The following is a 24406-nucleotide window of genomic DNA, read 5'->3' as shown; positions in this document are numbered from 1 at the left end:
CGCGCTGCCGCGAGGGCGGCCCGGGCAGGCGACATCGGTGCATCGCCGCCGGCGTCCTGCCTGGCAGGCGCAGCAACCGCTGGGGCCTGCGCTGCCGGAGCGGGCGCAGGTGCAGGCGACGCAGCAGATTCCGCATAGCGCGCCACGGGTTCAGCCACGACCGGCGCGGCGGCTGCCGCAGCGCGGGCGCGCGGCGTAGCGCCACCGCCCTGCCCCGGCGCCGTCGCAGGCAGCGGTTCCGGCGTCGACGACGGGCGGAACGCCAGCATGCGCAGCAGCGTCATGGTGAAGCCCGCGTACTCGTCGGGCGCCAGCGCGAGTTCGCTGCGGCCAAGGTTCGCGATCTGGTAGAAAAGCTGGACTTCCTGCGCGTCGAACACGCCCGCCAGACGGCGCACATCGCCGGCTTCCGGCCATTCGTCCTGCACCGAAGCTGGGACGGCCTGGGCCAGCGCGATCTTGTGCAGCAGCGAGCCAAGATCCTGCAGCGCACCGGCGAACGACAGGCTGCGGTCAGCCATGGCGTCGGCAATGCCGATCAGCGCGGCGCCGTCCTCGGCCGCCAGCGCGTCGAGCAGTTGCACGAGATAACCCTGGTCGATGGCGCCGAGCATGCCGCGCACGGCTTCCTCGGACACATCGCCCGCGCTGTAGGCAATGGCCTGGTCGGTCAGCGACAGCGCGTCGCGCATCGAGCCGTGGGCCGCCTGGGCCAGCAGCCGCAGCGCATTGCCGTCATGGCCGATGCCTTCCTGCCCCAGGATATTGTCCAGGTGGGACACGATCTGCGCCGGCGGCATCTGCTTGAGATTGAACTGCAGGCAACGCGACAGCACCGTGACCGGAATCTTCTGCGGGTCGGTGGTGGCCAGGATGAACTTGACGTGGCCGGGCGGCTCCTCCAGCGTCTTCAGCATCGCGTTGAAGGCGTGGTTGGTCAGCATGTGCACTTCGTCGATCATGTAGACCTTGAAGCGCCCCGCCGACGGCGCGTACACCGCCTTGTCGAGCAGCTGCGCCATTTCGTCGACGCCGCGGTTTGAGGCCGCGTCCATCTCGATATAGTCGACGAAGCGGCCGCTGTCGATTTCGGTGCAGGCCTTGCACTGGCCGCACGGCTGGGCGGTGATGCCGCCGTTGCCGTCAGCGCCGGTACAGTTGAGGGCCTTGGCCAGGATCCGGGACAGCGTGGTCTTGCCGACCCCACGCGTGCCGGTGAACAGGTAGGCGTGGTGGAGCCGTTGCTGTTCCAGCGCGTGCGTGAGCGCGCGGACCACGTGCTCCTGGCCGACCAGCGTGGTGAAATCCCTGGGGCGCCATTTGCGCGCTAGAACTTGATAACTCATGGCGGCGATTGTAGCAAAAGGCGGGGCGGCGACGGCGGCCGCCACGGCAACCGCCGCCCCCGCCAGCCTTGGCGCCGCCTGGGCTCGCGCCGGGCCCGCTCAGCCGCACTCGCCCACGTATCCGCAGTTGGCGCACTTGGCGCAGCCATCCACCTTGTGCAGGGCGTGCGCGCCACACTCGGGGCATGGTTTTCCGGTGCCGAGGGCCGGATTGACAGGAGCGGCGGCAACCGCGTTGCCCTGCCCGATCTCCGCCCCGGCAGCGCCATTCTCGCGGCGGGCCAGGCGCGCCGCCAGTTCGGCCACCGGCACCTGCCCCCCTTCGGCATCGAGAAAGCCGCGCTTGATCAGGATGCGCTGGAGCGCATAGCCGATCGCCGCCACCTCGGAATCATGGAAGCGCGGCACCTCGGTGCCGTCCTGCCGTGCGAGCGTGCCGTAGCGGACCGTGCCCTTGTCCCACACGACATTGCGCATGTCGGCCAGCGCCTTCGCCACCGAGCCGCCCGAACGCGCCACCATGGACAACAGGCGCATGGTCGACGTAATCCACTGCTGCCCCTCGCTGCGCTGCCCGGCCGGCATGAAGAACTCGATCGGCCGCTCGATCTCGACCGGCTTTCCGTCCACCATGCCACTGACCCGCATGAAGTTCACGGTCAGGTAGACGGTCTTGTGCCCTTCGTAGGTCATGTAGTCGAGCTTGGAAGTCACGCCTTCCAGGTCGCCCACGGGGCGGCTGCCGTACGGCCGCGCCAGCGGGTCGTCCGCTGCCGCCGCAGTCGGGGCAGCGGCGGCAGCCGGCGCGCCGACCGACAACACGGCACCGAGCACGCTGTTCGGCCGGTAGGTCGCCAGCCCCTTCAGCCCTGCCTTCCACGCCTCCAGATAGAGATTGCGGAACGCCTCGTACGGATAGTCCTCTGGTACGTTGACGGTCTTGCTGATGCTGGTATCGATATACGGCTGCACCGCCTGCAGCATGCGCATATGGTCCAGCGCCGACATCTGCAGCGCCGTCACGAAGGCATCCGGCAACTTGTCCATGTCCGCGCCCGTGTGACGGTAGCGCCGCCAAGCGTGGTCGGCCACCTCGTACGTGCGGTAGCTGTTGTCCGGCATGCGCTTCTTGCGCTGGTACGTCCAAGAGAACGCCGGCTCGATGCCGTTCGAGGCGTTGTCGGCAAAGGCCAGCGTGATGGTGCCGGTTGGCGCGATCGACAGCAGATGCGAGTTACGCAGGCCATTGCGCGCGATCGCCTGGCGCACGGGCTCGGGCAGCCGGCTTGCAAAGCCGCTTTGCAGGTAGGCATTGGTATCGAACAACGGGAAGGCGCCCTTCTCCTTGGCCAACGCCGTCGATGCAAGGTACGCCTCATCGCGCATGCGTTCGGCGATGCGAGCGGCCAAGGCGCGCGCCGGCTCGCTGTCGTAGCGCAGGCCCAGCATCACGAGCGCGCTGCCCAGCCCAAGGAAGCCGAGCCCGACGCGGCGCTTGGCCTGCGCTTCCGCCTGTTGCTCGGACAGCGGCCAGAAGGTCACGTCGAGTACGTTGTCCAGCATGCGCGTGGACACCCGGACGACTTCCGCGAACGCGTCGAAGTCGAACTCGCTGTCCGGCGTGAACGGCTGCCGCACGAAGCGCGTCAGGTCGATCGAGCCCAGGCAGCAGCAACCGTACGGCGGCAGCGGCTGCTCGGCGCACGGATTGGTCGCCTCGATGGTCTCGCAGTAATAGAGGTTGTTGTCGGCGTTGATGCGGGACAGGAACAGGATGCCGGGCTCGGCGTGGTCGTAGGTCGCATGCATGACCTGATCCCATAGCAGGCGGGCAGGCATGCGCCGGTAGACCCACTGGCCGTCGTCGCGACGGTAGGCCCCGCCGGCGATAAGGTCGGCACCGGGCTCGGCCTCGTGCACGAGTTCCACTTCTGCATCGCTCTCGACCGCGCGCATGAACTCGTCAGTAACGCCGATCGAGATATTGAAGTTACTGAGATCGCCCTTGTCCTTGGCGTGGATAAAGCTCTCGATATCGGGGTGGTCGCAACGCAGCACGCCCATCTGCGCGCCGCGCCGCGCGCCGGCTGACTCGACCGTCGCGCACGACGCGTCGAACACCTTCATGAACGACACCGGCCCGGACGCGCGCGAATGCGTGGCGCGCACCAGCGCACCGGCCGGCCGGATGGCCGAGAAGTCATAGCCGACGCCGCCTCCGCGCCGCATGGTTTCGGCTGCCTGCGCGACCGCCGTATAGATGCTGGGCCTGCCATCGCGCGGCTCTGACACCGAATCGCCCACGGGCTGCACAAAGCAATTGATCAGCGTGGCCTGAATGCCAGTGCCCGCCGCCGAATTGATGCGCCCTGCCGGCACGAAGCCGCTCTCCTGCGCCCAAAGGAAACGCGCGGCCCAGCTTTCGCGCTGGCCCTCGGTCTCGGCCTGCGCGAGTGCGCGCGCCACGCGCTCGCGCACATCCGTGACGCTCTGCTCCTCGCCTTTGGCGTATTTCTCCAGCAGGACTTCGGTCGAGATTTCCTGCGGCGCCAGCGCGCCGCGCAGGATCTGGTCGTTTGCGTTCATGTCTTGGCTCACCATTCATGTCCGATTGGGCAGCCGGTATGCTCCGGCCACGGCAGGCAATCGCGCCTGCGCAAGATCAATCCGATGCAATTTCGACGCAGTGCGCCACTCTGGGTTACAATAGCGGTCGGACGGGCCTCCTCGCATGGTGGCGCGGTCAACCTGGTCAGGTCGGGAACGAAGCAGCCATAGCCGTTTTCCACCAGTGCCGAGGGCCAGGCTCGTCCACCTTCTCTCTATTCCTTGTCCTGCCGCCATCTTACGTCAGAACCAGGAAGCCCCGCAGACGACTCGCCCTTAGCGGTTCCCGTACATCTGAGACAGATTACGACGGGTTTGCGCGATACCGCGGATCCCGCATTCTAACCAGGTAGACCCAGCCCTCCTCCCAGTCTTCATTGGAAATGTGGGCCTGTGTTCGCAGTCTCGACGCCTCGATGAATTTGTCCTGCGCCTCCAGACTCAGACTTTCCCAGAATGGGTCCCATACATGGCAGAACCAATGTTCGGCGTTCCCCTGGAGTGCTGGTCTATATGGTCCGAGCTCATACCAGGCAATCCACGGTGGTGGCGGGTGAAAGGTCGATGTCGAGACTTTCGCCAGTAGCTCGACATCGTTGCTCAGAAGGCGAACGTTCCTCCCTCCGCACTCGTCATCGTAGGCAATGAATGTGTGCAAACCATCGCTCTCATAGTGATGGTTTGCTACCTGATCCCGGCCGCCCCCGAGCATCTTCAGGTATTGCGGAAACTGATTGATCTCTATGTTCTGAGTCAGAAGGATGGCATTGAGGCCAAGTTCGCCCAAATGTTCCTTCGCCGGATAGCCATTGGGAGAGTTCGCGCCCCGGAGGTCAACCGGAGTGTCAGCGAATACCGCCTGCAAAGCGGCTAAAGATTCGCCGAAGACCTGCGGAAGCGCGTGCAGCCTCTGCCGCCTGATTAGTCGCGCAAGGCGCCTCTCCTGCATTCTGAGTCCAAACTCTTCAATCATGCGAACAAGGGAGAGCATTCCCAACTTCATCAAAGCTCATCTGCCACGACGGCGCCGCCGAAGTAGCCGATTGCACCAAAAACAATGCCGCCGATCAGGCCGGTGATGACTGTGCCTGGCCCCGTCTCCAAGCCAACAAGGGCACCAGCAGAAGCCCCCATTTTCATGCCAGCGATCGCCCCGCCCCAACCACCAATCTGCCTGACAACCTCTTTCTCGATGGGACGAATACTCCTTGTCGAGAACGATTGCCCGGTGGCAACGCCGATATCGTAGGCAGTGAAGCCAATGCCAACCACTTGGATCACGCGAGCATACTTTACGATGCCGAGCGACAGGCCTAAGCCACGCCTGGTGAAGATTCCGGACGGCGGAACACGGCGGTTTGGCTGAATGAGAAACTCATTGTCCAGATTGAGCGAGTAGTTCTTGATTCGAGCGATACGCCCCTTGAGGTGTGGAAACTGTCGTTGGTAGTCATCAAGGGCTATCCCGATCTCCTCCGGCGTGATGATTCTCGCTCCGGATCGCTTTGCAGCCGCGATATCGATGTAGACCGTCTTGCCTTCGAACCGGTTCGCCCCATGAGGAAAGTTGCCACTGACGGATGCATAGCTGGTTACCTTCACATCGCCCATCACATGTTCCGCAATCGTCGCTGTTGAGTCGGGCCCCTTGCCCCACAAGCCGAGCCTTTCGGGAAAAACTTCTCTGTATTCTCCCGCTCGCCCGAGATCTAGTGGCTTGAGCCATGGGCTATCGACCGACGCGTAGCAGTTGCGAACAAGGAATCCATCCCTGCCAACCTCATCGACAACCACGAAGACAAACATGTGTGCGGGCATAGGATGGCCCAGCACATCGACTCGGGAATCTGCTTCCCCGTTTGTCGTCACTTTGTACGCATACTCGGTCATGAGTTCCAGCGCTCCAACGCCCTGTGTCCAACAGCAATCTCCATGTCCTCTGGTTTATCTGTGTGAACGCGCTCGCAGTGACCCTGAGAGTCTGTCAGCCCTTTATAAGTGACGCCATTCCTTGCCCTAATGTGGTACGGGACGTTTGAAAGCGGGCGACCATCGCGATCCAGTACACGCACCTGCTCATCGAAAGGACCCACAGCTACCGGTTCCAAGGCGCCGCCCTTCGGCGAGAACCCCATTTCCGACAAATGATGGGCGTCAAACGTTTCAAACATGTCCGATTGACTGGAGAGCATAGTCGGCATCGGATGGCATTTGCACAGACAAAGATCACCGTCCAATGCAGCGTGTTTGCCCATGAGGTTATCGGGCCATCGCGGCCCCTTCGGAATGATGACTCCCGTTGTTCCGCAAGCGGGACAGGAAACCCTTGCACCGAGAAAAGTCAATTCGGTTCCGTGGTGGGTCATGGACCGAATGCCTTCGACCACGACACCGCCCATTGTTGATCTGTCGCCCTTCTTCAGATAGTTCCGCCTCATGTTTGCGCCCAAACCAGCCTGAGAAGAGGCATACATACCACCTGGTCGCTACAGACCAGCCACGACTTGCAACATCTGGGGCAATCTAGCGAGCTGACTCGGCCCGCAAGTCATCAGAACAACGATCCCTGCACCGGCTGAGCCGCCGGCACGGACAACGCTTCAACGGGAATCCATTCGCCATCCGCCGTGGCCACGCCGGCATCCACGCGCTTGCCGCGGAACATCGGCGTCACGGCCGCCACGTAGCGCATGAGCTGGGCGCGATAAGCGGCATGCTCTTGCGGCAGCAAACGCAGCTTGTAGTCGATGATGACGACCCTGTCGTCAAACTCGACCAGCCGGTCGATACGCAGCAGGCGGCCGCGGCCATCGTACAGTTCGACCTCATTGCGCGCGGACATGGCATCGGAAGCCTGCAGCAGCGGCGACAGCGCCTCGGCCGATAGCATCGCACGCACCGCGCCCACCGCCTCTTCGATCTGGACCTGCCATGCCTGCTTCGCACCCGGCGAGCCAGCCCCCGCAAGCGGAAACCAGCGCAGCACGGTCTCGACGTCCGGCACGGCATCGAACGCGTCCGGATAGCGCGTAATCCGCTCCAGCAACGCGTGGATCAGTTCCCCGTGACGCGCCGCGGCGGCATTGAAGACGATGCCCTCGGTCTCGTCGCCCGATGCTTCGAGCAACGGATCACCCATATCGTCCGCATCATCGGCAAACGCCACCACGTCGGCCGCATCGCGATAACGCAACCGGAAGTCCGTGAAGCGCACGGACTCGGTCAGGCGCGACACCGCTGGCAGCGTGTCCGGTTCCACGGGCGGACGATCGGCTACCGCCTCGCCCACGCCGGCTGCCTGCAGCCTGGCATACCAGCTCCCCGAGATCTCGCTACCGGCCTCGCCATCGGCATTGCGGCTGGCGCGCCCCTTGACCCCGCTGACCAGCAGACCTTGCTGGGCCCGCGTCATCGCCACGTAAAGCAGATTCCAGTTCTCGCGCTCGCCCAGCGCGGCCTCGGCTTCGAACAGCGGCGCGCGGGCCAGCCCGCGCTCGCTGCGCTTGCCATACGCGGAAAAATGCCGCGGCACGCGCGATTCCGGCGACCAGTCGATCAGGATGCCGCCCCGATCCGGCGCGGGATCACTATGGTTCGCGTCCAGCAGCACGACGAACGGCGCCTCCAGCCCCTTGGCGGCATGCACGGTGAGGATGTGCACGGCATCGAGTCCGGCCTGCGCGGGATCTTCGTCAGCGGGCTCGGCATCTTCGGCCATGCCGCCTTCGTCCGGGCTTTCCTGCTCGTCGCCGCGGCGGATCTCCTGCAACTCGTCGATGAATTTCGGCAGGCTCGGATAGCGGCCGCCGTCGAGATCGAGCGACAGCTTCAGGAAGGCATCCAGGTTCGCCAGTACCTGCTCGCGGATATCGGGCGGCGCGGCCTCGGCATAGCGCCGCCGCACTTCACCGCCGTGGAAGATCTGGTCGATCAGGTCGTGCACGGGCTGGTGCGGCGCAAGCCGCAGCCAGTGTCGCAGCCGCGCCACGCCATCGCGTACCGCGTCGGAGCAAGATGGCGGGACACCGCCCGTCTCGATGCGCGCCCACCAGCCGCCCTCACCTTCCAGCTGCGATAGTGCGATCAGGTCATCGTCCGTGGCGCCGACCAGCGGGCTCTTGAGCACGTGGGCGAGATCCAGGTCCGACTCGGGCGTCATCAGGAACGCAAGCAGCGCCGACAGGTCGAGCGCCTCCAGCGTAGCCAGCAACCCGCCACGGCGCGGGCTCAGGCACGGAATGCCGGCCTCGCGCAACGCACGCTCGTAGTCGGCCAGATGGGTCTTGCGCCGGACCAGCAAGTGCATGTCGCTCCAACGCGCGGGCCGCTGTTCGCCGCCTTCGTGCACAGGGACCGTGTCATGGATGTGCCGCAGCCATGCCGCGACGCGGCGGCCTTCCTCGAGGCGCAGCGAGTCGCCCTCCTGCCGCCGCGGTTGCAGCAGCGTGTCACGATGGCCTGCTTCGGATGCTGCGTCGTCCGACGATTCGAGCGCCTCATCCGCCTTGTCCTCGGCTTCCACGAGAGGAAGCAACCAGACCGGACCGCCCCCTTCCGGCAGCGCCGTGGTCTGCGTTTCGTAGAGCGGATATCGCCCGTCGGCACGCGCCAAGTCAAACACGGCGTTGACCCACGCGAGCACCTCCGCGCGGTTCCGCCGGGTGCGGTTGGTGCGCAGTACCGTGGCGCCGAACTCGGCCTGCAGCATGGTGCTGGCGGCGCCAAACAGGCGCGCGTCGGCACGGCGGAAGCGATAGATCGACTGCTTCGGGTCGCCCACTAGGAACACCGTCGGGCGCTCCCCCAACCCCGCATAGCCGGCCAGCCAGCCTTGCAGGATGCGCCACTGCAGCGGGTTGGTGTCCTGGAACTCGTCGAGCAGCAGATGGCGGTAGCGCGCGTCGAGACGCACCTGCAGATAGGTGGCGGTCTCCTCGTCGGCCATCAGGCAGGCCGCCTGCCATTCGAGGTCGGCGAAGTCCATCGCGCGCTGCTCGCTCTTGTACTGCTGGTAGCGTTCCAGCAGCGCATTGCCGAGACGGTAAAGCGCCAGGTTGACCGCCAGCACCACGGCTTCGCAGCGCCGGGCGCTGATCTCTTCGAGCATCGCGCACAGTTCTCCGTGCTCGGCCAGCAGTGCTTCCGCCTGCGATTCCCCGCCGGCCGACTTGACCAGCGCACTGGTCCGGCGCAGCGAGCGCGCACTGCCTGCGGCCGTGAAGAACGCCGCGCGCAGCAGTGCAAACGCCTGCTCGCACGGCTTGCCGGACACCGCGTCGGCTTCGCGCCACGCGCCGATAGCAATCAGCGCATCCTGGATGCGGCCCGCATGGGTCTGCTCCGTCCTGCCAGCCGTGCCGAGGCGCGATGCCAGCGACTGGCAACGCTCGAGCAAGGCTTCATCGCACAAGGCCTGCACGAGCACGTCGCCCTGTGCATCTTCGCCGAGGCACTCGGCCAGCGCCTGGGCCGGATCGCCGCCTTCGCGCATGGCCCACCATTCGCTGCGCGCGTGGAACATCGCATCGAGCAACCCGCGCGCCTGGAATTCGCCAACCGCATCGACCAGCGCTTCATACGCCTGGCGTAGTTCCGCGTACTTCGGCGTCGCCAGTGAGCGCCAGACCGGCGCCCAGGCTTCGCGCCTCATGCGCAGCGCGTCTTCGCGCAACGATGCACCCGGCACAACGCCCGACGCGAGCGGCGCGCCGCGCAGCAGCGTGCCGAACCAGCCGTGGAACGTGTCGATAGCCATGCGGCCCGGTGCGGCCAGCACCTGCGCGTGCAGGCGTCGCGCGCGCGGCAGCGCTTCATGGGCAGCCTGCGCGGTCATGCCGCGCATGACCAGCGCTTCGATCACGGCCTCGTCGGTGTCGCGTGCCAGTTGCGCCAGCACCTCCAGCAGGCGTTCGCGCATTTCCTCGGCGGCCTTGCGCGTGAACGTAATCGCCAGGATTTCGTGCGGGGCGGCGCCGGCCAGCAGCAAGCGCACCAGGCGCGCCACCAGCAACCAGGTCTTGCCGCTGCCGGCGCAGGCTTCGACCACGACGGAACTGGCGGGATCGCAGGCGGCGCGCGTGAAATCGGCCTCGCTGACGGACTGGCCGTCGCGCAGGTAGGCGTGAACTGTCATGTTGTCAGCGCCGGCACGGCGGTGGATTCCCAGAAGCCCTTGCGGCACAGCCCGCGGGCACTGCAATACGTACACGCGGAGGCGTCGCCAAACGCCGGCAGCCGCGCGCCTTCGCGCAGGCGCATGACGTCGTCGCGCAGTTGCCGCTCGAGCCACGCGACAGCGGCGTCGAAGTCTGGCAGGTCGACTTCGCGCTGCGGGCCGGCAGCGCCGTCACGCGCGCCCTCCAGCGCCACCCAACTTCCGCCTACCGCATCGGCACGCAGCAGGCCATAGAACGGCAGCTGGCAGTCTTCCTCGACCTCGCTGGTCTTGCGCTTGAGGCGCGTCGCGCTCTGCGTCTTGTAGTCAAGCACGGCATGCGCGCCATCCGGCCCCTGGTCGAGCCGGTCGATGCGGCCGTTCAGTCGGATCGGCTTGCCATCCGGCATGGGCAGGTCCACGCCGGCATCGATTTCGCCGCCGCGCCAGAACCATCCCTGCGCTTCGCGCTCGGTCTGCCAGGTCACGTAGGACGGCAGGACTTCACACCAGCGCCGGTAGTAGCCGATGGCATTGCCGTCCTCGGCCATCAGCGCGCCGAACACTTCGTCCGAGATTTCGCGCAATCTGTCGAGCCGCTCCGCTTCGGGGACCGTTTCACCGCGTTCACGGCGCGCCAGCAGTTCGCGGTGGTAGCGCAGCAGCACGCGGTGCAGCAACTCGCCGATATCGCGCTTCTCGAGGTCGTCGCTGACAGCGTCGAGCCCGGCCAGGCCCAGCATGCGGCCGGCGAAGAATTGATAGGGGCAGCGCCGCAGCATGTTGTAGGCCTGCGCGCTCCAGCGTGCCGGCACCAGTTCGGGTGCAGCGGGTGCGGGCATGCCTTGCGTTTCGGCAAAGGTCTGATGAACGAGCGGCGCCATGCTGGCTTCAATGGCGACGCCAGCGCGCGCGCAGCAAGCGGACAGCCGCTCGATCCAGCCGGATACGTGCTTGGGCTCGCCGCGGCCGCCCAGGCGCTGCCAGGTCAGCACCACGTCGTCGTTGTTGAGCAGCACTTCGGCGAGGTCCCGTGCCTGCTGCGCAAAGCGCGCTTCGCGGTCCTCGAGCTGCAGTTCGCGGCGCATCTGGTTGGAGAAGAACATCAGTTCCGCAGCGCTCGACGGCAGTTGCGCGTCGTCGCAGCCCACCACCACCACGCCGTCGAACCGGCGCATGCGCGCGCCGTTCAGCGGCAGAATGGTGATGCGCGCCGTGCTGGCCGCCGATGGCTCCTTGTATGCGACGGACTCCAGCAAGGCCGACAGCATCGCGCGGAACTCGGCCTGGCTCAGCGTGGCGTGCGAGCTGGTTTCATCCGAGGGCAAGTCCTGCAAGCGCGCGAGTGCATCGAGCAATTGCCGGCCGGCTTCATCGGCTGCCAGCGCGGCCCGCATGCCGAGCGCGTCGAGCATTCCGTCCAGGCAGCCAAGCCACATCGACAACGGATGCTGCGCAAGGCCGCGCGGCCAACGTGCTGCCTCGTCGGCAAGCGCGGCGAGCAGCTCGCCCGCACTGCGGCGCACCGCCTCGGCGCGCTGGACTTCCAAGTCGGAAGCATCGGCGTCAGCCAACGCAGCGGGCAATGGGCGCGGCAAATGGCGCAGCCGGTCCCATCCGCCACTGACATTGTCGCGCCGCACCTGGCGCTCGATCAGCGCGATGGCGGCACCGCGGTCCGCGAAATCGGGCAGGCAGAACGGACTTTTCAGCAAGTCGAGCAGCACGGCGGTGTCGCCATCGCGCACGAGCAGGTCGAACCAGCGCATCAGTGCCGCTGCCGCGCGCGTGGTGGACAATTTCCAGCCGGTCTCGTCCCGCACCGGTGCACCGGCGCGCGCGAGCAACGCACGCACGCGCCTGGCCACGACGCGGTCGTGCGCGACCAGCGCGATATTGCGGCGCCCGGCGTTGAGCCATTGCACGAGCTGGTCCGCCGCGGCGGCCGCTTCATCCTCGAAACGGGCGGTACCGATGACGCGGATCGCCGGCCGCGCTTCGGGCAATGCAGGCAAGGCCGGAGCGACTGCCGGGGCGGCGTCGTCGTCGGCGATCCGTGCCTCGGGCCAGAGTGAAACCAGCGTGTCATACCAGCCCGGCGCTTGGGCATCGCCGGCGCCTGACCAGTCGTAGCCGATCTCCAGCACCGGCACAAGCTCGGCGGCATCGCGCAAAAAGGCACCCTCGATCGGCGTCGGCGGCGTCGGGCCAATCCAAACGACCGGCCCCGACAGTTGCTGCGCGAGCCGGCGCAGCGCACGCCGGCGCGACGGCAGCGGATCGTCGGGACCCGACAGCGCCTGCCAGAACGCGAGCACGATGCGCGACTCCTCGCCCAGCATCCGCTCGGACAGGTGCGCATAGGTCCGTTCGAGCGCGCCCTGCAGCAGCGCCGCGCGGTCAGTGCCGTCCATGGCTTCGCCGTCGCTGACGGCGACATCCTCGAGCCAGCGCGTATTGAGTTCATCGCAGATCGACAGCAGCGTCTGCGCGAGGCCCCAAGCGGCAGATTCCGTCTGTGCGCCAAACGATCGCCTGAGCCAGTCCTGCGCGCGCACGGCCTGCTGCACGGCCAGCAATCTCGCGGCATGACTGCGCACCGGCGCGCCTTCAGGCGGCAGGTCGAGCAGCCAGTGGCCGAGCGTCAGCACGCGCGGCAGCAGCCGCGGCTGGCCGGCGGCGCGCGCCGCGGCATCGAGCGCCATGCGCACGCCGGGAATCTGCGCCGCCGTTGGCACGATCACGTGCGCGCCGGCTTCGGGCGCACCGCAACGGTCGAGGAAAAACCAGGCAGCCGCAGCTGCCTGATCGAGGAAATCCGGTCCGGGACGAAAGCGCAGTGGCGTCATGGGCGCACCTGCCGCGGGTTACGCGGACTGCGTGGGAAAAAGGGATACAACAACGAAAGAGAAAGCAACGGCAATAGCAAAAACAACAAAAGCGCAATGGTCCACGCGCCGCGGCGAATGCCGGCGGCGGGGTCTCGACGGGAATCCGCGCAATGCGCGGTCGGGGGCGCGCGCTGGCTTAGCTCAGTGCGGGCCGCCTTCGATCCGCGCCCGGATTTCGCGAGCGGTTTCCAGCAGGCCTTCGTAGCCGGAGCGCGCGTGCTCAGGCAGATCCGGATCACCGACCAGCGTGCCCAGGGTCTCGATGATGCTGTACACCAGCCCCTTGGCCGCGCCGCTGGCAATACTGTTGGTCTCGACCGCGCTGCTGATGTGATCCAGCGCGTCGCTCAGGTGTTCCACATCCGGGGACGGTTGTCCGGCGTCGGGCTCTGTGGGCTTGCGGGAATCGGGAGTCATGTCGATGGCCTTGTCGATGGCGCATGGCGCGCAGGAAGTGCTGCCCTTCCATTCTACGCGCCCGGTCCGCGCATCAGGCACTTATGCGGGCAAATCCGGGCGCTGGCTGCCCGCCGCAATGTGAGGGGCGCCTCACATGAATGATTGACGAAATCTCTTGGCGCCATTGAAACAAGCATTCATGCAAATCGGGGATTCAAGGCAGAATATCTCCACGCCGACGATTTTCCGGAAGGGTTTTAGGCTCTTTGCGGATGGACGCTTGAAAATCCGCAAACTGGTACCATATCCGCGAAACAGAGGCGACCGAGGCCCTGCCGAATCCCGCCGGAGTGCCGTCAGGCGAATCCGGGGATTCTCGTGTAAGGTAACGGTTCGGCCATTCCCAGCCATTGACAAACTGAGCGAAACCAGAGGTTTTCCGCCATGAGTGAACAAATCAAGTATGTGAGCGACGCCTCGTTCGATGCCGACGTCCTCCAGTCCGACAAGCCGGTCCTGCTCGACTTCTGGGCGGAATGGTGCGGCCCGTGCAAGATGATCGCCCCGATTCTGGATGAAGTGGCCAAGGACTATGGCGACAAGCTGCAGATCGCCAAGATCAACGTCGATGAGAACCAGCAAGTGCCGGCCAAGTTCGGCATCCGCGGCATCCCGACGCTGATCCTGTTCAAGAACGGCGCGGTCGCGGCCCAGAAGGTCGGCGCACTGTCCAAGTCGCAACTGACGGCGTTCCTCGACGGCAACCTGTAAGCGTTTGCCTGCCGGAGCCCTGACACGGGCTCCGGGTTTCCCACGATCCGATGTGCGTGCGCCACGTCCTGGCGCGCCGGTCGGATTGTGCTAAGATGCCACCAACAACTTCCCCGAGCGTTCGCTCATTTCTTCCCCCTTCCCTCTAGGTCTCGCCCGTCCGGGCCTTCTGTACCCCTTGTCTATGCACCTGACAGAACTCAAATCGCTTCACGTGTCTGCGCTTCTCGAAATGGCGGCAACGCTCGAGATCGACAACGCACAGCGGATGCGCAAACAGGAACTGATGTTTGCGATCCTGAAGAAGCGCGCCAAGATGGGCGAAACCATCTACGGAGACGGCACCCTGGAAGTTCTGCCAGACGGTTTCGGTTTCCTGCGCTCGCCGGAAACCTCGTACCTGGCCAGCACGGACGATATCTATATCAGCCCGTCGCAGATCCGCCGCTTCAACCTGCATACCGGTGATTCGATCGAAGGTGAAGTCCGCACGCCGAAAGACGGCGAGCGCTACTTCGCACTGGTCAAGGTCGACAAGGTCAACGGCAACCCGCCTGAAGCGGTCAAGAACCGCATCATGTTCGAGAACCTGACGCCGTTGCATCCGAACCGGCCGCTCCAGCTCGAACGCGATATCAAGGCGGAAGAAAACATCACCGGCCGCATCATCGACATGATCGCGCCGATCGGCCGCGGCCAGCGCGCGCTGCTGGTGGCCTCGCCGAAGTCCGGCAAGACCGTGATGCTGCAGCATATTGCGCACGCCATTGCCAACAATCATCCGGAAGCCGACCTGTTCGTGCTGCTGATCGACGAACGCCCGGAAGAAGTGACCGAAATGCAGCGCTCGGTGCGCGGCGAAGTGGTCGCCTCCACGTTCGACGAACCGGCCATCCGCCACGTCCAGGTCGCCGAAATGGTGATCGAGAAGGCCAAGCGCCTGGTCGAACTGAAGCGCGACGTGGTGATCCTGCTGGACTCGATTACGCGTCTCGCCCGCGCCTACAACACCGTGGTGCCGGCCTCGGGCAAGGTGCTGACCGGTGGTGTCGACGCCAACGCGCTGCAACGCCCGAAGCGTTTCTTCGGTGCCGCGCGTAACCTGGAAGAAGGCGGTTCGCTGACCATCATCGCCACCGCGCTGATCGAAACCGGCAGCCGCATGGACGACGTGATCTACGAAGAGTTCAAGGGCACCGGCAATATGGAAGTGCACCTGGAACGCCGCCTGGCGGAAAAGCGTGTCTACCCGTCGATCAACCTGAACAAGTCCAGCACGCGCCGCGAAGAACTGCTGATCAAGCCGGACATCCTCCAGAAGATCTGGATCCTGCGCAAGTTCATCTCGGACATGGACGAAGTGCAGGCGATGGAATTCATCCTGGACAAGATGAAGGCGACGAAGAACAACGCAGAGTTTTTCGATATGATGCGCAGAGGCGGCTAAGCCTTCGGCATCTTCGCCCTGCGAACAAAAGGCGTGCCGCGGCACGCCTTTTTGTTTATTGTCGTGTTGCCCGCGGCAACGTTGCCCCTCGCACCATGCTCGGCAAACTGACCCAATTCCTGCGCACCCGCTCGAAAGCCCGCAAGCTGGAGCACTACGCGATTCCCGATGCGCTGTGGGACCACACGGTGTCGGCACTGCCGTTCGTCCAACGCTACCCGGAAGATGACCTGCGTGCGCTGCGCGAACTCGCCACGCTCTTCATCGCCGAAAAGGAATACTCGACCGCGCACGATCTGCCGCTGAGCGACGCTATGGTCGTCAGTGTCGCCGTCCAGGCATGCGTTCCCATCCTCCGGCTTGGCATCGAGTGGTATCGCGGCTGGCGTGGCATCGTGCTGTATCCGGGCGAATTCATCATCCGGCGTACGGTGGAAGACGAGATCGGTCTCGTGCATGGCATCGTCGAAGAGGCGAGCGGCGAGGCCTGGGAACACGGCCCGGTCATCCTGTCCTGGCCCGACGTCGATTCCCCGGGCGGAGGGCTCGATACCGAGCACGACGTTCCCGCAGACACGTACAACGTTGTCATCCACGAATTCGCGCACAAGCTGGACATGCTCGACGGCGAGCCGGACGGCGTGCCACCGTTCTCGCGCGTGCTGCACCCCGGCGTCGACGCCGAAGCATGGGCCGAGACGTTCCTGACCGAATACGATCGCTTCGCCGAGACCTGGGACCAGCATCCGGCCGACGCCTGGGAGCATCCCGAGCGCTTGCCACCGAAACTGCGTCTGATTGATCCCTACGGCTGCGAGGCGCCCAGCGAGTTCTTTGCCGTGACGGCTGAAGCATTTTTTGTCGAGCCCGTGGGCCTGAAGCGCCACTGGCCGGTGGTATACCAATGCCTGGCAACTTTCTTCCGGCAGGATCCGGCTGGCACCTCGGCGTAACCAGCGCCGACGGGCAGGAGACGGTCCGCCGCAAATTGCGGTTGCGCTTCCCCAAGCTATTGTTTTTCTGCCATAATTCCGGTTTGCCCGTAATCGGCAAGTGGTTCGTTGGCCGCCGCGGCATTGTGCCGGCAGCGCGCAACGGACTGGCTACCCAACCAGTAAGGAATCACCATGAAAGAAGGCATCCACCCGAATTACCGCGAAGTCGTGTTCCAGGACATGTCCTGCGACTTCAGCTTCATTACGCGTTCGACCATCCAGACCAAGGACACGATCGTGAAGGACGGCAAGGAATACCCGCTGGCCAAGATCGAAGTCTCGTCGGAATCGCACCCGTTCTACACCGGCACCCAGAAGATCATGGACACGGCCGGCCGCGTCGAGAAGTTCCGCCAGAAGTTCGGCAGCAAGCTGGGCAAGGTTGCGAAGTAATCGCTCCGGCGAACTTCCGTTTGCGTGGTGCCCGGGGACAGATGTTCCGGTACCATGCAAACCAGCAAAAGAGGCAGCCGCGGCTGCCTCTTTGCATTTTTCCCTCCGTCATGACAATTGCGCCGCCGTTTCGCTTGCGGCAGCGGCCGTCGCCGCACTGCTGACCCGATCCGCCGATGCGTGAAGCCAAGACTTCCCCCGTCCAGTTGACTGCCGCCGCAACCGGTGCGCTGCCGCGCGCCCTGCTGCTGGCCATCTGTCTGATCTACGGGCTGACCGGCCTGTTCGACCGCGACCCGTGGAAGAACGAAGATGCGGCCGGTTTCGGCGTGATGTGGCAACTGGCCACGGGCGGCGTGCATGACTGGTTGATGCCGAACATCGCCGGGCGCCCGTTCACCGAAGACGGGCCGCTAGTGTTCTGGATCGGCGCCACCATGATCCGCCTGTTCGGTGGCTGGCTCGGCGCCCCCGATGCGTCGCGCCTGGCCACGGCGTTGTGCTTCTTTGCCACCTGCGCCTTCATCTGGTACACGACCTACCTGCTCGGACGCCGTGACGAAGTCCAGCCGTTCGCCTATGCGTTCGGCGGGCAACCCAGCGCGCGCGACTATGGCCGCACGCTCGCCGACGGTGCGCTGCTCGTGTTCCTGGCCTGTGTCGGCCTGGCCGTCCGCGGCCATGAAACGACCGCGCAAGTTGGCCAGGTCGCTCTGATCGCGATGATCCTGTACGGACTGGTGCGCAGCCTGGACATGCCCGTGCAGGGCAGCCTGTTGTTCGGCGTTGGCCTCGGTGCCCTGACGCTCGCCAGCGGACCAATCCTGCCGCTGGCCCTGCTGCTTGCGGCTGCAGTCTGTGCAGCGATCTGCGCCCCGCTGTCCTGGCGGCGCCTGGCCGCGATTGGCCTGCCCATGGCGCTCGTGATCGTCGCGGCGTGGCTGGCGGCGGCCTATTTCAGCGCGGCGGACCGGACCGAAGCGGTGACCTACATCCGCGAGTGGGCACGCTATGATCGCCGCAGCTACGGCGCGCCGAACATGCAGACCTTCGGCTTCAACATGCGCAACCTGTTCCTGTATGCGTGGCCGGTCTGGCCGATCGCAGGCTGGGCCTGGGTTGCCTGGGCCGGCATGCGCCGCGCGCCGCATGTGGCGCTGCCGCTCGCATTATTGTTGCCGACGCTGGTACTGCTGTTCTTGCAGACCAACGCCAGCGATGTGCAGTTCATCCTGCTGCTGCCGCCGATGGCGATCCTCGGCGCATTTGCGCTGCCGACGCTCGCACGAGGCGTGATCAACGCGATCGACTGGTTCGCCCTGCTGTTCTTCACCATTTTCGGCGGCACGGTGTGGTTCCTCTGGATTGCCAAGACGACAGGTTGGCCGCCGCGCATCGCGCGCAACGTGTTCCGACAGTTGCCCGGCTTCCAGCATCACTTCACGCTTTCTGCGGTCATCTTCGCGCTGCTGGCGACGGTGGCATGGGTGCTGGTGGTGCGCTGGCGCCTGTCACGCGCGCCCAAGCAGATCTGGCGCCCCGTGGTGATTTCCGCGGCCGGCACCACGCTGATGTGGGTCATGGCCATGACCCTGTGGCTACCGTCGATCAATTACGGCAAGACTTACCGTGATGTCGTCGAAGCGGCGTCCATGGCGCTGCCCTCCACCTATCAGTGCGTGCAGCCGATCCGCATGGGCAATGCGCAGCTCGCGTCGTTCGCCTACTTTGGGCATTTCCGCTTCGGCGGTCCGGATGATGGCTGCGACATCTTGCTGCGGCACGACAGCGCCGACTACGGCGAGCCGAGCAAGATCTCGCATTTCGAATGGCGGCTGATATGGGAAGGCCGTCGCCCGGCCGACCGTGACGAGCGTTTCCGCATGTATCGCCTGGTCGATACTTCGCACGCCACGCACGCACGCCCTGAACTGCCGCGGCGCCGTCTGCCCCAGTAACCCTGAACCTTCCTGCCGGCGGCATGGCTGGCGGCCGCGCCGCCACTGCCGGCTGACTTACGCGCTCTCTCGCGCTTGTATGAATCCGGCATGAACCTGCTCCACGATCTGCGGCGCATCGCCCATCTTGCCGCGCCAGTTTTGGTTGGCCAGCTAGCCGTCATTGCGTTCGGCGTCATGGACACCGTCATGGCCGGCCGCGCGTCGGCCAGCGACCTCGCAGCGGTCGGCCTCGGCGGTTCAATCTATATCACCGTCTATATCAGCCTGATGGGCGTCCTGCAGGCGCTAGCGCCGATTGCCGGCCAGCTCTATGGCGCGGGACGCAGCGAGGAGATCGGAAGCGAAGTCCGGCAAGCCGCCTGGCTCGGGTTGGCGCTGTCCGTCCCCGGCGTACTGCTGCTCACCTTCCCGGAGCCGCTGCTGGCCTTCGCCAAGGCGCCACCGGAATTGGTCGGCAAGGCGAGCCAGTATCTGCATATCGGCGCGTTCGGCTTGCCCGCCGCGCTCGGCTTCCGCATCTATTCGGCGCTCAACAATGCGTTGTCGCGCCCGGTCATGGTGACGATGCTGCAAATCGTCGGCCTGGCCCTGAAAGTGCCGCTCAATGCGTGGTTCATCAACGGTGGCTTTGGCGTGCCCGCCATGGGCGGCCCCGGCTGCGCGCTCGCTTCGACACTGATCAGCTGGACCTGGTGCATTGCGGGGCTGCTGATCCTGCGCTACAGCGCGGTCTATCGGTCCCTGAAGATTTTCTCGGCCTGGAGCTGGCCAGTGGCCGCGCAGTTGCGGGCGCTACTGCGGCTAGGCGTGCCGATGGGGCTGACCTACTTGATCGAGATCACATCGTTCACGCTGATGTCCATTTTTATCACGCGCATGGGCACCGTCATGCTTGCCGGACACCAGATCATCGCCAACCTGGGTGCCGTGGCCTACATGCTGCCGCTTTCGCTGGCCATCGCCACCTCGACGCTGGTCGCCCAGTCGATTGGCGCGCGCGACATGGCTGGCGCCAGCCGCCTTGCTTGGCGCGGCATCTGCCTGGCAGCAATCCTGGCCATGCTGACCGGCTGCCTGCTATGGCTGCTGCGCGAGCCTATGCTGCACGCCTATACGAAGGATGCCGCAGTAGTGGCCGCGGCACTGCCGCTGGTGCTGTTTATCGCCTTCTATCAGGCCTTCGATGCCGTCCAGGTCATGACGGCGTTTATCCTGCGCGCTTACAAGATTGCGCTGATCCCGACGCTGATCTACGCCGGTTCGTTATGGGGCATCGGGATTGGCGGCGGTTATGTGCTGGGATTCGGCCTGATCGATGCCCTGCCCCCGTTCACGCGCGGCGCCTCCGGCTTCTGGATCGCCAACAGTGCGAGCCTGGCAGTGGCCGGCTTTTTCCTGGTGCGGTATTTCATGCGCATCAGTGCAGCGGAACGGCACTGAGCATTAATGGGTGGGTATTAGCTCTCTGCCCGGATGGAGAGTGAATGGCCCGCGCTACTGGCACTGGTCCGGTACTTGATATTGAGCCAGGTACAAAAGAAAAAACCCACATGGCATTAACCATGTGGGTTTAGTTTTGGCGGAGTGGACGGGACTCGAACCCGCGACCCCCGGCGTGACAGGCCGGTATTCTAACCGACTGAACTACCACTCCTTAGTCGGCTGCTACATCGAGCTTCGCTCGACGCAGCATATTCAGGCATTTGATTACGCCCGATGTTATGGCGTCCCCTAGGGGATTCGAACCCCTGTACTCACCGTGAAAGGGTGATGTCCTAGGCCTCTAGACGAAGGGGACAGAAACTTGTCTTTCAACACGTTCCGTCTCGCGCTGATTAGTCCGTTATTCTAACAAACTTCTCTGCGCTTTGGAAGCATCTTTTTTACTGCGATGCCTCCTGAATTCTGGTGGAGCTAAGCGGGATCGAACCGCTGACCTCTTGCATGCCATGCAAGCGCTCTCCCAGCTGAGCTATAGCCCCGTATTACAGCATTTACTTCGCTACTGCATTTCACCGTCTTCGGCATTAACACCGTGTTCAGCGAATAAAAGGATTATATACAGCTTCGATATAAACCGCAACAGTTATTTGCCATCGCGGTGATTATCAGATAATCCTCTCACTTATAAGAAAAAACCCACATGGCATTAACCATGTGGGTTTAGTTTTGGCGGAGTGGACGGGACTCGAACCCGCGACCCCCGGCGTGACAGGCCGGTATTCTAACCGACTGAACTACCACTCCTTAGTCGGCTGCTACATCGAGCTTCGCTCGACGCAGCATATTCAGGCATTTGATTACGCCCGATGTTATGGCGTCCCCTAGGGGATTCGAACCCCTGTACTCACCGTGAAAGGGTGATGTCCTAGGCCTCTAGACGAAGGGGACAGAAACTTGTCTTTCAACACGTTCCGTCTGGAACCATCCAAACTACAGATAATCCCTAAAACTTGGTGGAGCTAAGCGGGATCGAACCGCTGACCTCTTGCATGCCATGCAAGCGCTCTCCCAGCTGAGCTATAGCCCCATGGTACTGCCATTTACTGCAACTTGCTGATTCGCCGCACCGGAGATAATCCACCGTTTCAAGCGAAGCCGAGATTATATATCAACCTCGATTTTTTGCAAGCTCCTAATCTGTCTTTTTTCTTGCTGCTTTCGCAGATTTTGGCCTCTCGGCCCAAGATCTTTCCAGATCCGCCCGCTTGGTCATGACCGCGCTGCAGGGAGAACGAGATTATGGCGAACTCCTAGCCAGAGCGCAAGCCCCTGCCAGGAGTTTTTCGCAGCTTTTTATGCCTCGACACCCGCGCCGATACGGCGCAGCACGGTTTCCCGGCCGAACAGCTCGAGCACCGCGTCGATGCTTGGTGTCTGGAGCTGGCCGGCCACCAGCAGGCGCACCGGCATGGCCAGCTTCGGCATCTTCAGCCCGAACTCGGCCAGCACCGCCTTGAACGTGGCGCCGATGGCCTCGCGCTTCCACTCGGGCAATGCCGCCAGCTGGGTCGCCAGCGCCTTGAGTGCCGGCTGGATTTCCGGCGTCAGGTGCTCGGCCTTCAGTGCAGCATCGGCCTGCGGCTCGCCGCGGTAGAACAGCAGTGCCGTCTGCGCGACTTCCTTGAGCGTGTTGGCCCGGTCCTTGACCAGCGCGATCACGCCGACCAGGTCTGCGCCCTCCACCGTGCCGCCAAGCGCTTCGATGAACGGACGCGTAAGCTCAGCCAGACGCGCGTTGTCGCCGGTCTTGATGTAGTGATTGTTCAGCCAGGCGAGCTTCTCGGGGTTGTACTGCGCCGGCGACTTGCCCAGGTGCTCAAGGTCGAACCACTCGACGAACTGCTCGCGGCTGAAGATTTCCGCGTCGCCGTGCGCCCAGCCCAGCCGGGCCAGATAGTTCACCACGGCCTCCGGCAGATAACCTTCGTCGCGATAGCCGGTCACGCTCATGGCGCCATGGCGCTTGCTCATCTTCTCGCCACTCTCGTTGAGCACCGTGGGCAAGTGCGCGTAGACGGGTTGCGTGCCGCCAAGCGCGCGGATGATATTGATCTGACGCGGCGTATTGTTGACGTGGTCGTCACCACGGATCACGTGCGTGATCTTCATGTCAAGATCGTCGACCACCACGCAGAAGTTGTAGGTGGGCGTGCCGTCCGGCCGCGCAATGACCAGGTCGTCCAACTCCTCGTTCGAGATCTCGATACGGCCCTTGACCGCGTCGTCCCAGACTACGCTGCCGTCAAGCGGATTGCGGAAACGCAGCACCGGCTTCACGCCGGCCGGCGGCTCCGGCAATACCTTGCCCGGCTCCGGGCGCCAGAAGCCGTTGTAACGCGGCTTTTCGCCGCGCTCGCGCTGGGCTTCGCGCAGGGCGTCCAGTTCTTCCGTGCTCATATAGCACGGATAGGCCAGCCCGCTGTCGACCATCTGGGCCAGCACCTCGCGGTAGCGGTCCATGCGCTGCATCTGGTAGAACGGGCCTTCGTCAATATCCAGGCCCAGCCATTCCATGCCTTCGAGGATCACGTCGACGGCTTCCTGCGAGGAACGCTCGACATCGGTATCTTCGATGCGCAGCACGAAATCGCCCTTCATGCGGCGGGCGAACGCCCACGGATAAAGCGCGGATCGGATATTGCCGAGGTGGATAAAGCCGGTCGGGCTCGGCGCGAAGCGGGTGCGGACGCGTTGGGTCATGGCGGTCGGGAACAAACAAAAAAGCCCGCGCGGACGCGCGCAGGCTGGAATATGTCGGTGCTGCATTATAGCAAGCGAAGCCGCCGACCCCCGCCCGCCAGGATGGTGGCCAGTTGACCCGCCACCATCCCGAACGGAATCATTTATGCTTCGGGCGGTCACAGGAACGGCCGGCGCGGAAATTTTTCATCGCTGAGCCGATCAAGTCACATTTCAGATTCCGCCCGCCTCTGCTTACCCACTGGCACCCGATTCATGCAACGACGTCATTTTCTCGGCGCCTCCGCTGTCGCCCTGCTCTCCGCGTGTTCGTTTGGCCCGCGCCCTTCCACACCCGTTGAGCCTGCCAACCCGGTGGCCACGCAGCCAGCACCGCGACCCATCAAGATCGGCCTGGCGCTCGGTGGCGGTGCCGCGCGTGGCTTTGCCCATATCGGCGTAATCAAGGCGCTCGAAGCACAGGGCATCCACCCGGACCTGGTCACGGGCACCAGCGCCGGCTCGGTAGTCGCGGCACTCTATGCCACCGGCATGAGCGGCTTCGAGCTCAACAAGCTCGCCCTGACGATGGATGAAGCCGCCATCGCCGACTGGGCCCTGCCCTTCGGGACCCGCTTCGGCGGCTGGCTAAAGGGAGAGGCCCTGCAGAACTACGTGAACCGGCTGGTTTCGAACCGTCCGATCGAGGCGATGAAGCTGCCGCTAGGCATCGTGGCAACCGATCTCAAGACCGGGGAGCGCATCCTGTTCCGACGCGGCAATACCGGGCAGGCCGTACGTGCGTCCAGCAGCGTACCAGGCGTGTTCCAGCCGGTTTCCATCCAGGGCCGCGATTATGTGGACGGCGGCCTGGTCGAGCCCGTGCCGGTCGATTCGGCGCGCAGCATGGGCGCCGATTTCGTCATCGCCGTCAACATCTCGGCAGACCCGTCCAGCCAGAAGAATGGCGGCCAGAGCGGCGTGCTGCTGCAGACCACGACCATCATGGGGCAGTCGATCAACAAGATGGCGCTCGCGCGTGCGGACGTGGTCATCCGCCCTGAACTGCCGGACATGGGCGGCAGCGATTTCAACTCCCGCAACCGCGCCGTACTGGCGGGAGAACAGGCCACGGCGGCGATGATGGCAACCTTGCGCCAGAAGCTGGAACAGGCCCGGCTGCGGCCAGCCGGCACCGTGGCGGCGCAATAGCCGGCCTGCCGCACAAGACAAAAAAGGACTGCCTTGGCAGTCCTTTTC

The 24406-nt window shown here is 64.4% G+C and carries 16 protein-coding genes, 6 tRNA genes, 1 other RNA gene and 1 pseudogene; 8 read left to right on the top strand and 16 right to left on the bottom strand.

All coding sequences use genetic code 11. From position 1 onward, the window contains the following. A partial coding sequence (locus KHO41_RS07505; RefSeq protein ID WP_211952646.1) for a DNA polymerase III subunit gamma/tau occupies positions 1 to 1346 on the bottom strand: 1346 nt, incomplete at its 3' end. Between the two features lie 99 nt (positions 1347 to 1445). Next, entirely contained in the window at positions 1446 to 3932 is a 2487-nt protein-coding gene (locus tag KHO41_RS07500; protein WP_211952645.1) for an adenosylcobalamin-dependent ribonucleoside-diphosphate reductase, read from the bottom strand. 130 nt (positions 3933 to 4062) lie between these two features. On the opposite strand from KHO41_RS07500, the gene ffs reads away from it, so the two are divergent. Continuing rightward, positions 4063 to 4161: signal recognition particle sRNA small type (ffs, locus tag KHO41_RS07495), an RNA gene on the top strand. 96 nt (positions 4162 to 4257) lie between these two features. Here the strand turns inward: ffs and KHO41_RS07490 are convergent. The 7 genes and pseudogenes from KHO41_RS07490 to KHO41_RS07465 form a co-directional block, all read right to left on the bottom strand. Then, entirely contained in the window at positions 4258 to 4956 is a 699-nt protein-coding gene (locus KHO41_RS07490; protein ID WP_211952644.1) for a hypothetical protein, read from the bottom strand. Then, positions 4956 to 5843: a glycine zipper family protein gene (locus tag KHO41_RS07485; RefSeq protein ID WP_211952643.1), complete on the bottom strand. Its 888-nt coding sequence runs from the start codon at positions 5841 to 5843 to the stop codon at positions 4956 to 4958. Before KHO41_RS07485 ends, KHO41_RS07490 begins: the two co-directional genes overlap by 1 nt. Continuing rightward, positions 5840 to 6208, bottom strand: coding sequence for a PAAR domain-containing protein (locus KHO41_RS07480; RefSeq protein ID WP_244873742.1), 369 nt, complete (start codon positions 6206 to 6208; stop codon positions 5840 to 5842). Before KHO41_RS07480 ends, KHO41_RS07485 begins: the two co-directional genes overlap by 4 nt. 12 nt (positions 6209 to 6220) lie before the next feature. Further along, positions 6221 to 6319 (bottom strand): annotated as a pseudogene (locus KHO41_RS41180) (PAAR domain-containing protein); the annotation flags it as partial. A gap of 185 nt (positions 6320 to 6504) precedes the next feature. After that, positions 6505 to 10086 carry a UvrD-helicase domain-containing protein gene (locus tag KHO41_RS07475; protein ID WP_211952641.1) on the bottom strand — a complete coding sequence of 1194 codons (3582 nt, stop codon included), beginning with the start codon at positions 10084 to 10086 and terminating at the stop codon, positions 6505 to 6507. Further along, on the bottom strand, positions 10083 to 12956 hold the full coding sequence (locus KHO41_RS07470; RefSeq protein WP_211952640.1) for a PD-(D/E)XK nuclease family protein: 2874 nt from the start codon (positions 12954 to 12956) through the stop codon (positions 10083 to 10085). The genes KHO41_RS07475 and KHO41_RS07470 overlap by 4 nt, the downstream gene beginning before the upstream one ends. Positions 12957 to 13139: 183 nt before the next feature. Further along, complete coding sequence (locus KHO41_RS07465; protein ID WP_011298276.1) at positions 13140 to 13415, bottom strand: hypothetical protein; 276 nt, start codon at positions 13413 to 13415, stop codon at positions 13140 to 13142. 426 nt (positions 13416 to 13841) lie between these two features. Here KHO41_RS07465 and trxA point away from each other — a divergent pair, with 426 nt between their 5' ends. The 6 genes from trxA (at position 13842) to KHO41_RS07435 (ending at position 20404) form a co-directional block, all read left to right on the top strand. Further along, on the top strand, positions 13842 to 14168 hold the full coding sequence (trxA, locus tag KHO41_RS07460; protein ID WP_010814265.1) for a thioredoxin TrxA: 327 nt from the start codon (positions 13842 to 13844) through the stop codon (positions 14166 to 14168). A 184-nt stretch (positions 14169 to 14352) separates the two neighbouring features. After that, the gene (gene rho, locus KHO41_RS07455; RefSeq protein ID WP_011298277.1) at positions 14353 to 15615 is read left to right on the top strand and encodes a transcription termination factor Rho; all 1263 of its coding nucleotides are present in this window, start codon (positions 14353 to 14355) and stop codon (positions 15613 to 15615) included. Positions 15616 to 15710: 95 nt separating this feature from the next. Further along, entirely contained in the window at positions 15711 to 16568 is an 858-nt protein-coding gene (locus KHO41_RS07450) for a M90 family metallopeptidase (protein ID WP_211952639.1), read from the top strand. Between the two features lie 174 nt (positions 16569 to 16742). Then, positions 16743 to 17003 carry a type B 50S ribosomal protein L31 gene (locus tag KHO41_RS07445; protein WP_011298279.1) on the top strand — a complete coding sequence of 87 codons (261 nt, stop codon included), beginning with the start codon at positions 16743 to 16745 and terminating at the stop codon, positions 17001 to 17003. 176 nt (positions 17004 to 17179) lie between these two features. Beyond that, positions 17180 to 18961 carry an ArnT family glycosyltransferase gene (locus KHO41_RS07440; RefSeq protein WP_211952638.1) on the top strand — a complete coding sequence of 594 codons (1782 nt, stop codon included), beginning with the start codon at positions 17180 to 17182 and terminating at the stop codon, positions 18959 to 18961. Between the two features lie 90 nt (positions 18962 to 19051). Then, the gene (locus KHO41_RS07435) at positions 19052 to 20404 is read left to right on the top strand and encodes an MATE family efflux transporter (protein ID WP_211952637.1); all 1353 of its coding nucleotides are present in this window, start codon (positions 19052 to 19054) and stop codon (positions 20402 to 20404) included. Between the two features lie 137 nt (positions 20405 to 20541). Here the strand turns inward: KHO41_RS07435 and KHO41_RS07430 are convergent. The 7 genes from KHO41_RS07430 to gltX form a co-directional block, all read right to left on the bottom strand. After that, positions 20542 to 20618 (bottom strand) — tRNA-Asp (locus KHO41_RS07430). Between the two features lie 68 nt (positions 20619 to 20686). Next, positions 20687 to 20762, bottom strand: a tRNA-Glu gene (locus KHO41_RS07425). A gap of 108 nt (positions 20763 to 20870) precedes the next feature. Then, positions 20871 to 20946 (bottom strand) — tRNA-Ala (locus KHO41_RS07420). Between the two features lie 188 nt (positions 20947 to 21134). Continuing rightward, positions 21135 to 21211, bottom strand: a tRNA-Asp gene (locus KHO41_RS07415). Between the two features lie 68 nt (positions 21212 to 21279). Continuing rightward, positions 21280 to 21355 (bottom strand) — tRNA-Glu (locus KHO41_RS07410). 63 nt (positions 21356 to 21418) lie between these two features. Then, positions 21419 to 21494 (bottom strand) — tRNA-Ala (locus KHO41_RS07405). A 266-nt stretch (positions 21495 to 21760) separates the two neighbouring features. Next, positions 21761 to 23167, bottom strand: coding sequence for a glutamate--tRNA ligase (gene gltX, locus KHO41_RS07400; RefSeq protein WP_211952636.1), 1407 nt, complete (start codon positions 23165 to 23167; stop codon positions 21761 to 21763). 255 nt (positions 23168 to 23422) lie between these two features. Between gltX and KHO41_RS07395 the strand changes: the two genes are divergently transcribed. Further along, entirely contained in the window at positions 23423 to 24358 is a 936-nt protein-coding gene (locus KHO41_RS07395) for a patatin-like phospholipase family protein (protein ID WP_211952635.1), read from the top strand. Positions 24359 to 24406 lie beyond the last annotated feature (48 nt).

The organism is Cupriavidus numazuensis, assembly GCF_905397435.1.
GTDB classification, from domain to species: domain Bacteria; phylum Pseudomonadota; class Gammaproteobacteria; order Burkholderiales; family Burkholderiaceae; genus Cupriavidus; species Cupriavidus numazuensis.
Note: the sequence above shows the minus strand (reverse complement) of the source record. Positions and strands in the feature narration are given on the sequence as shown.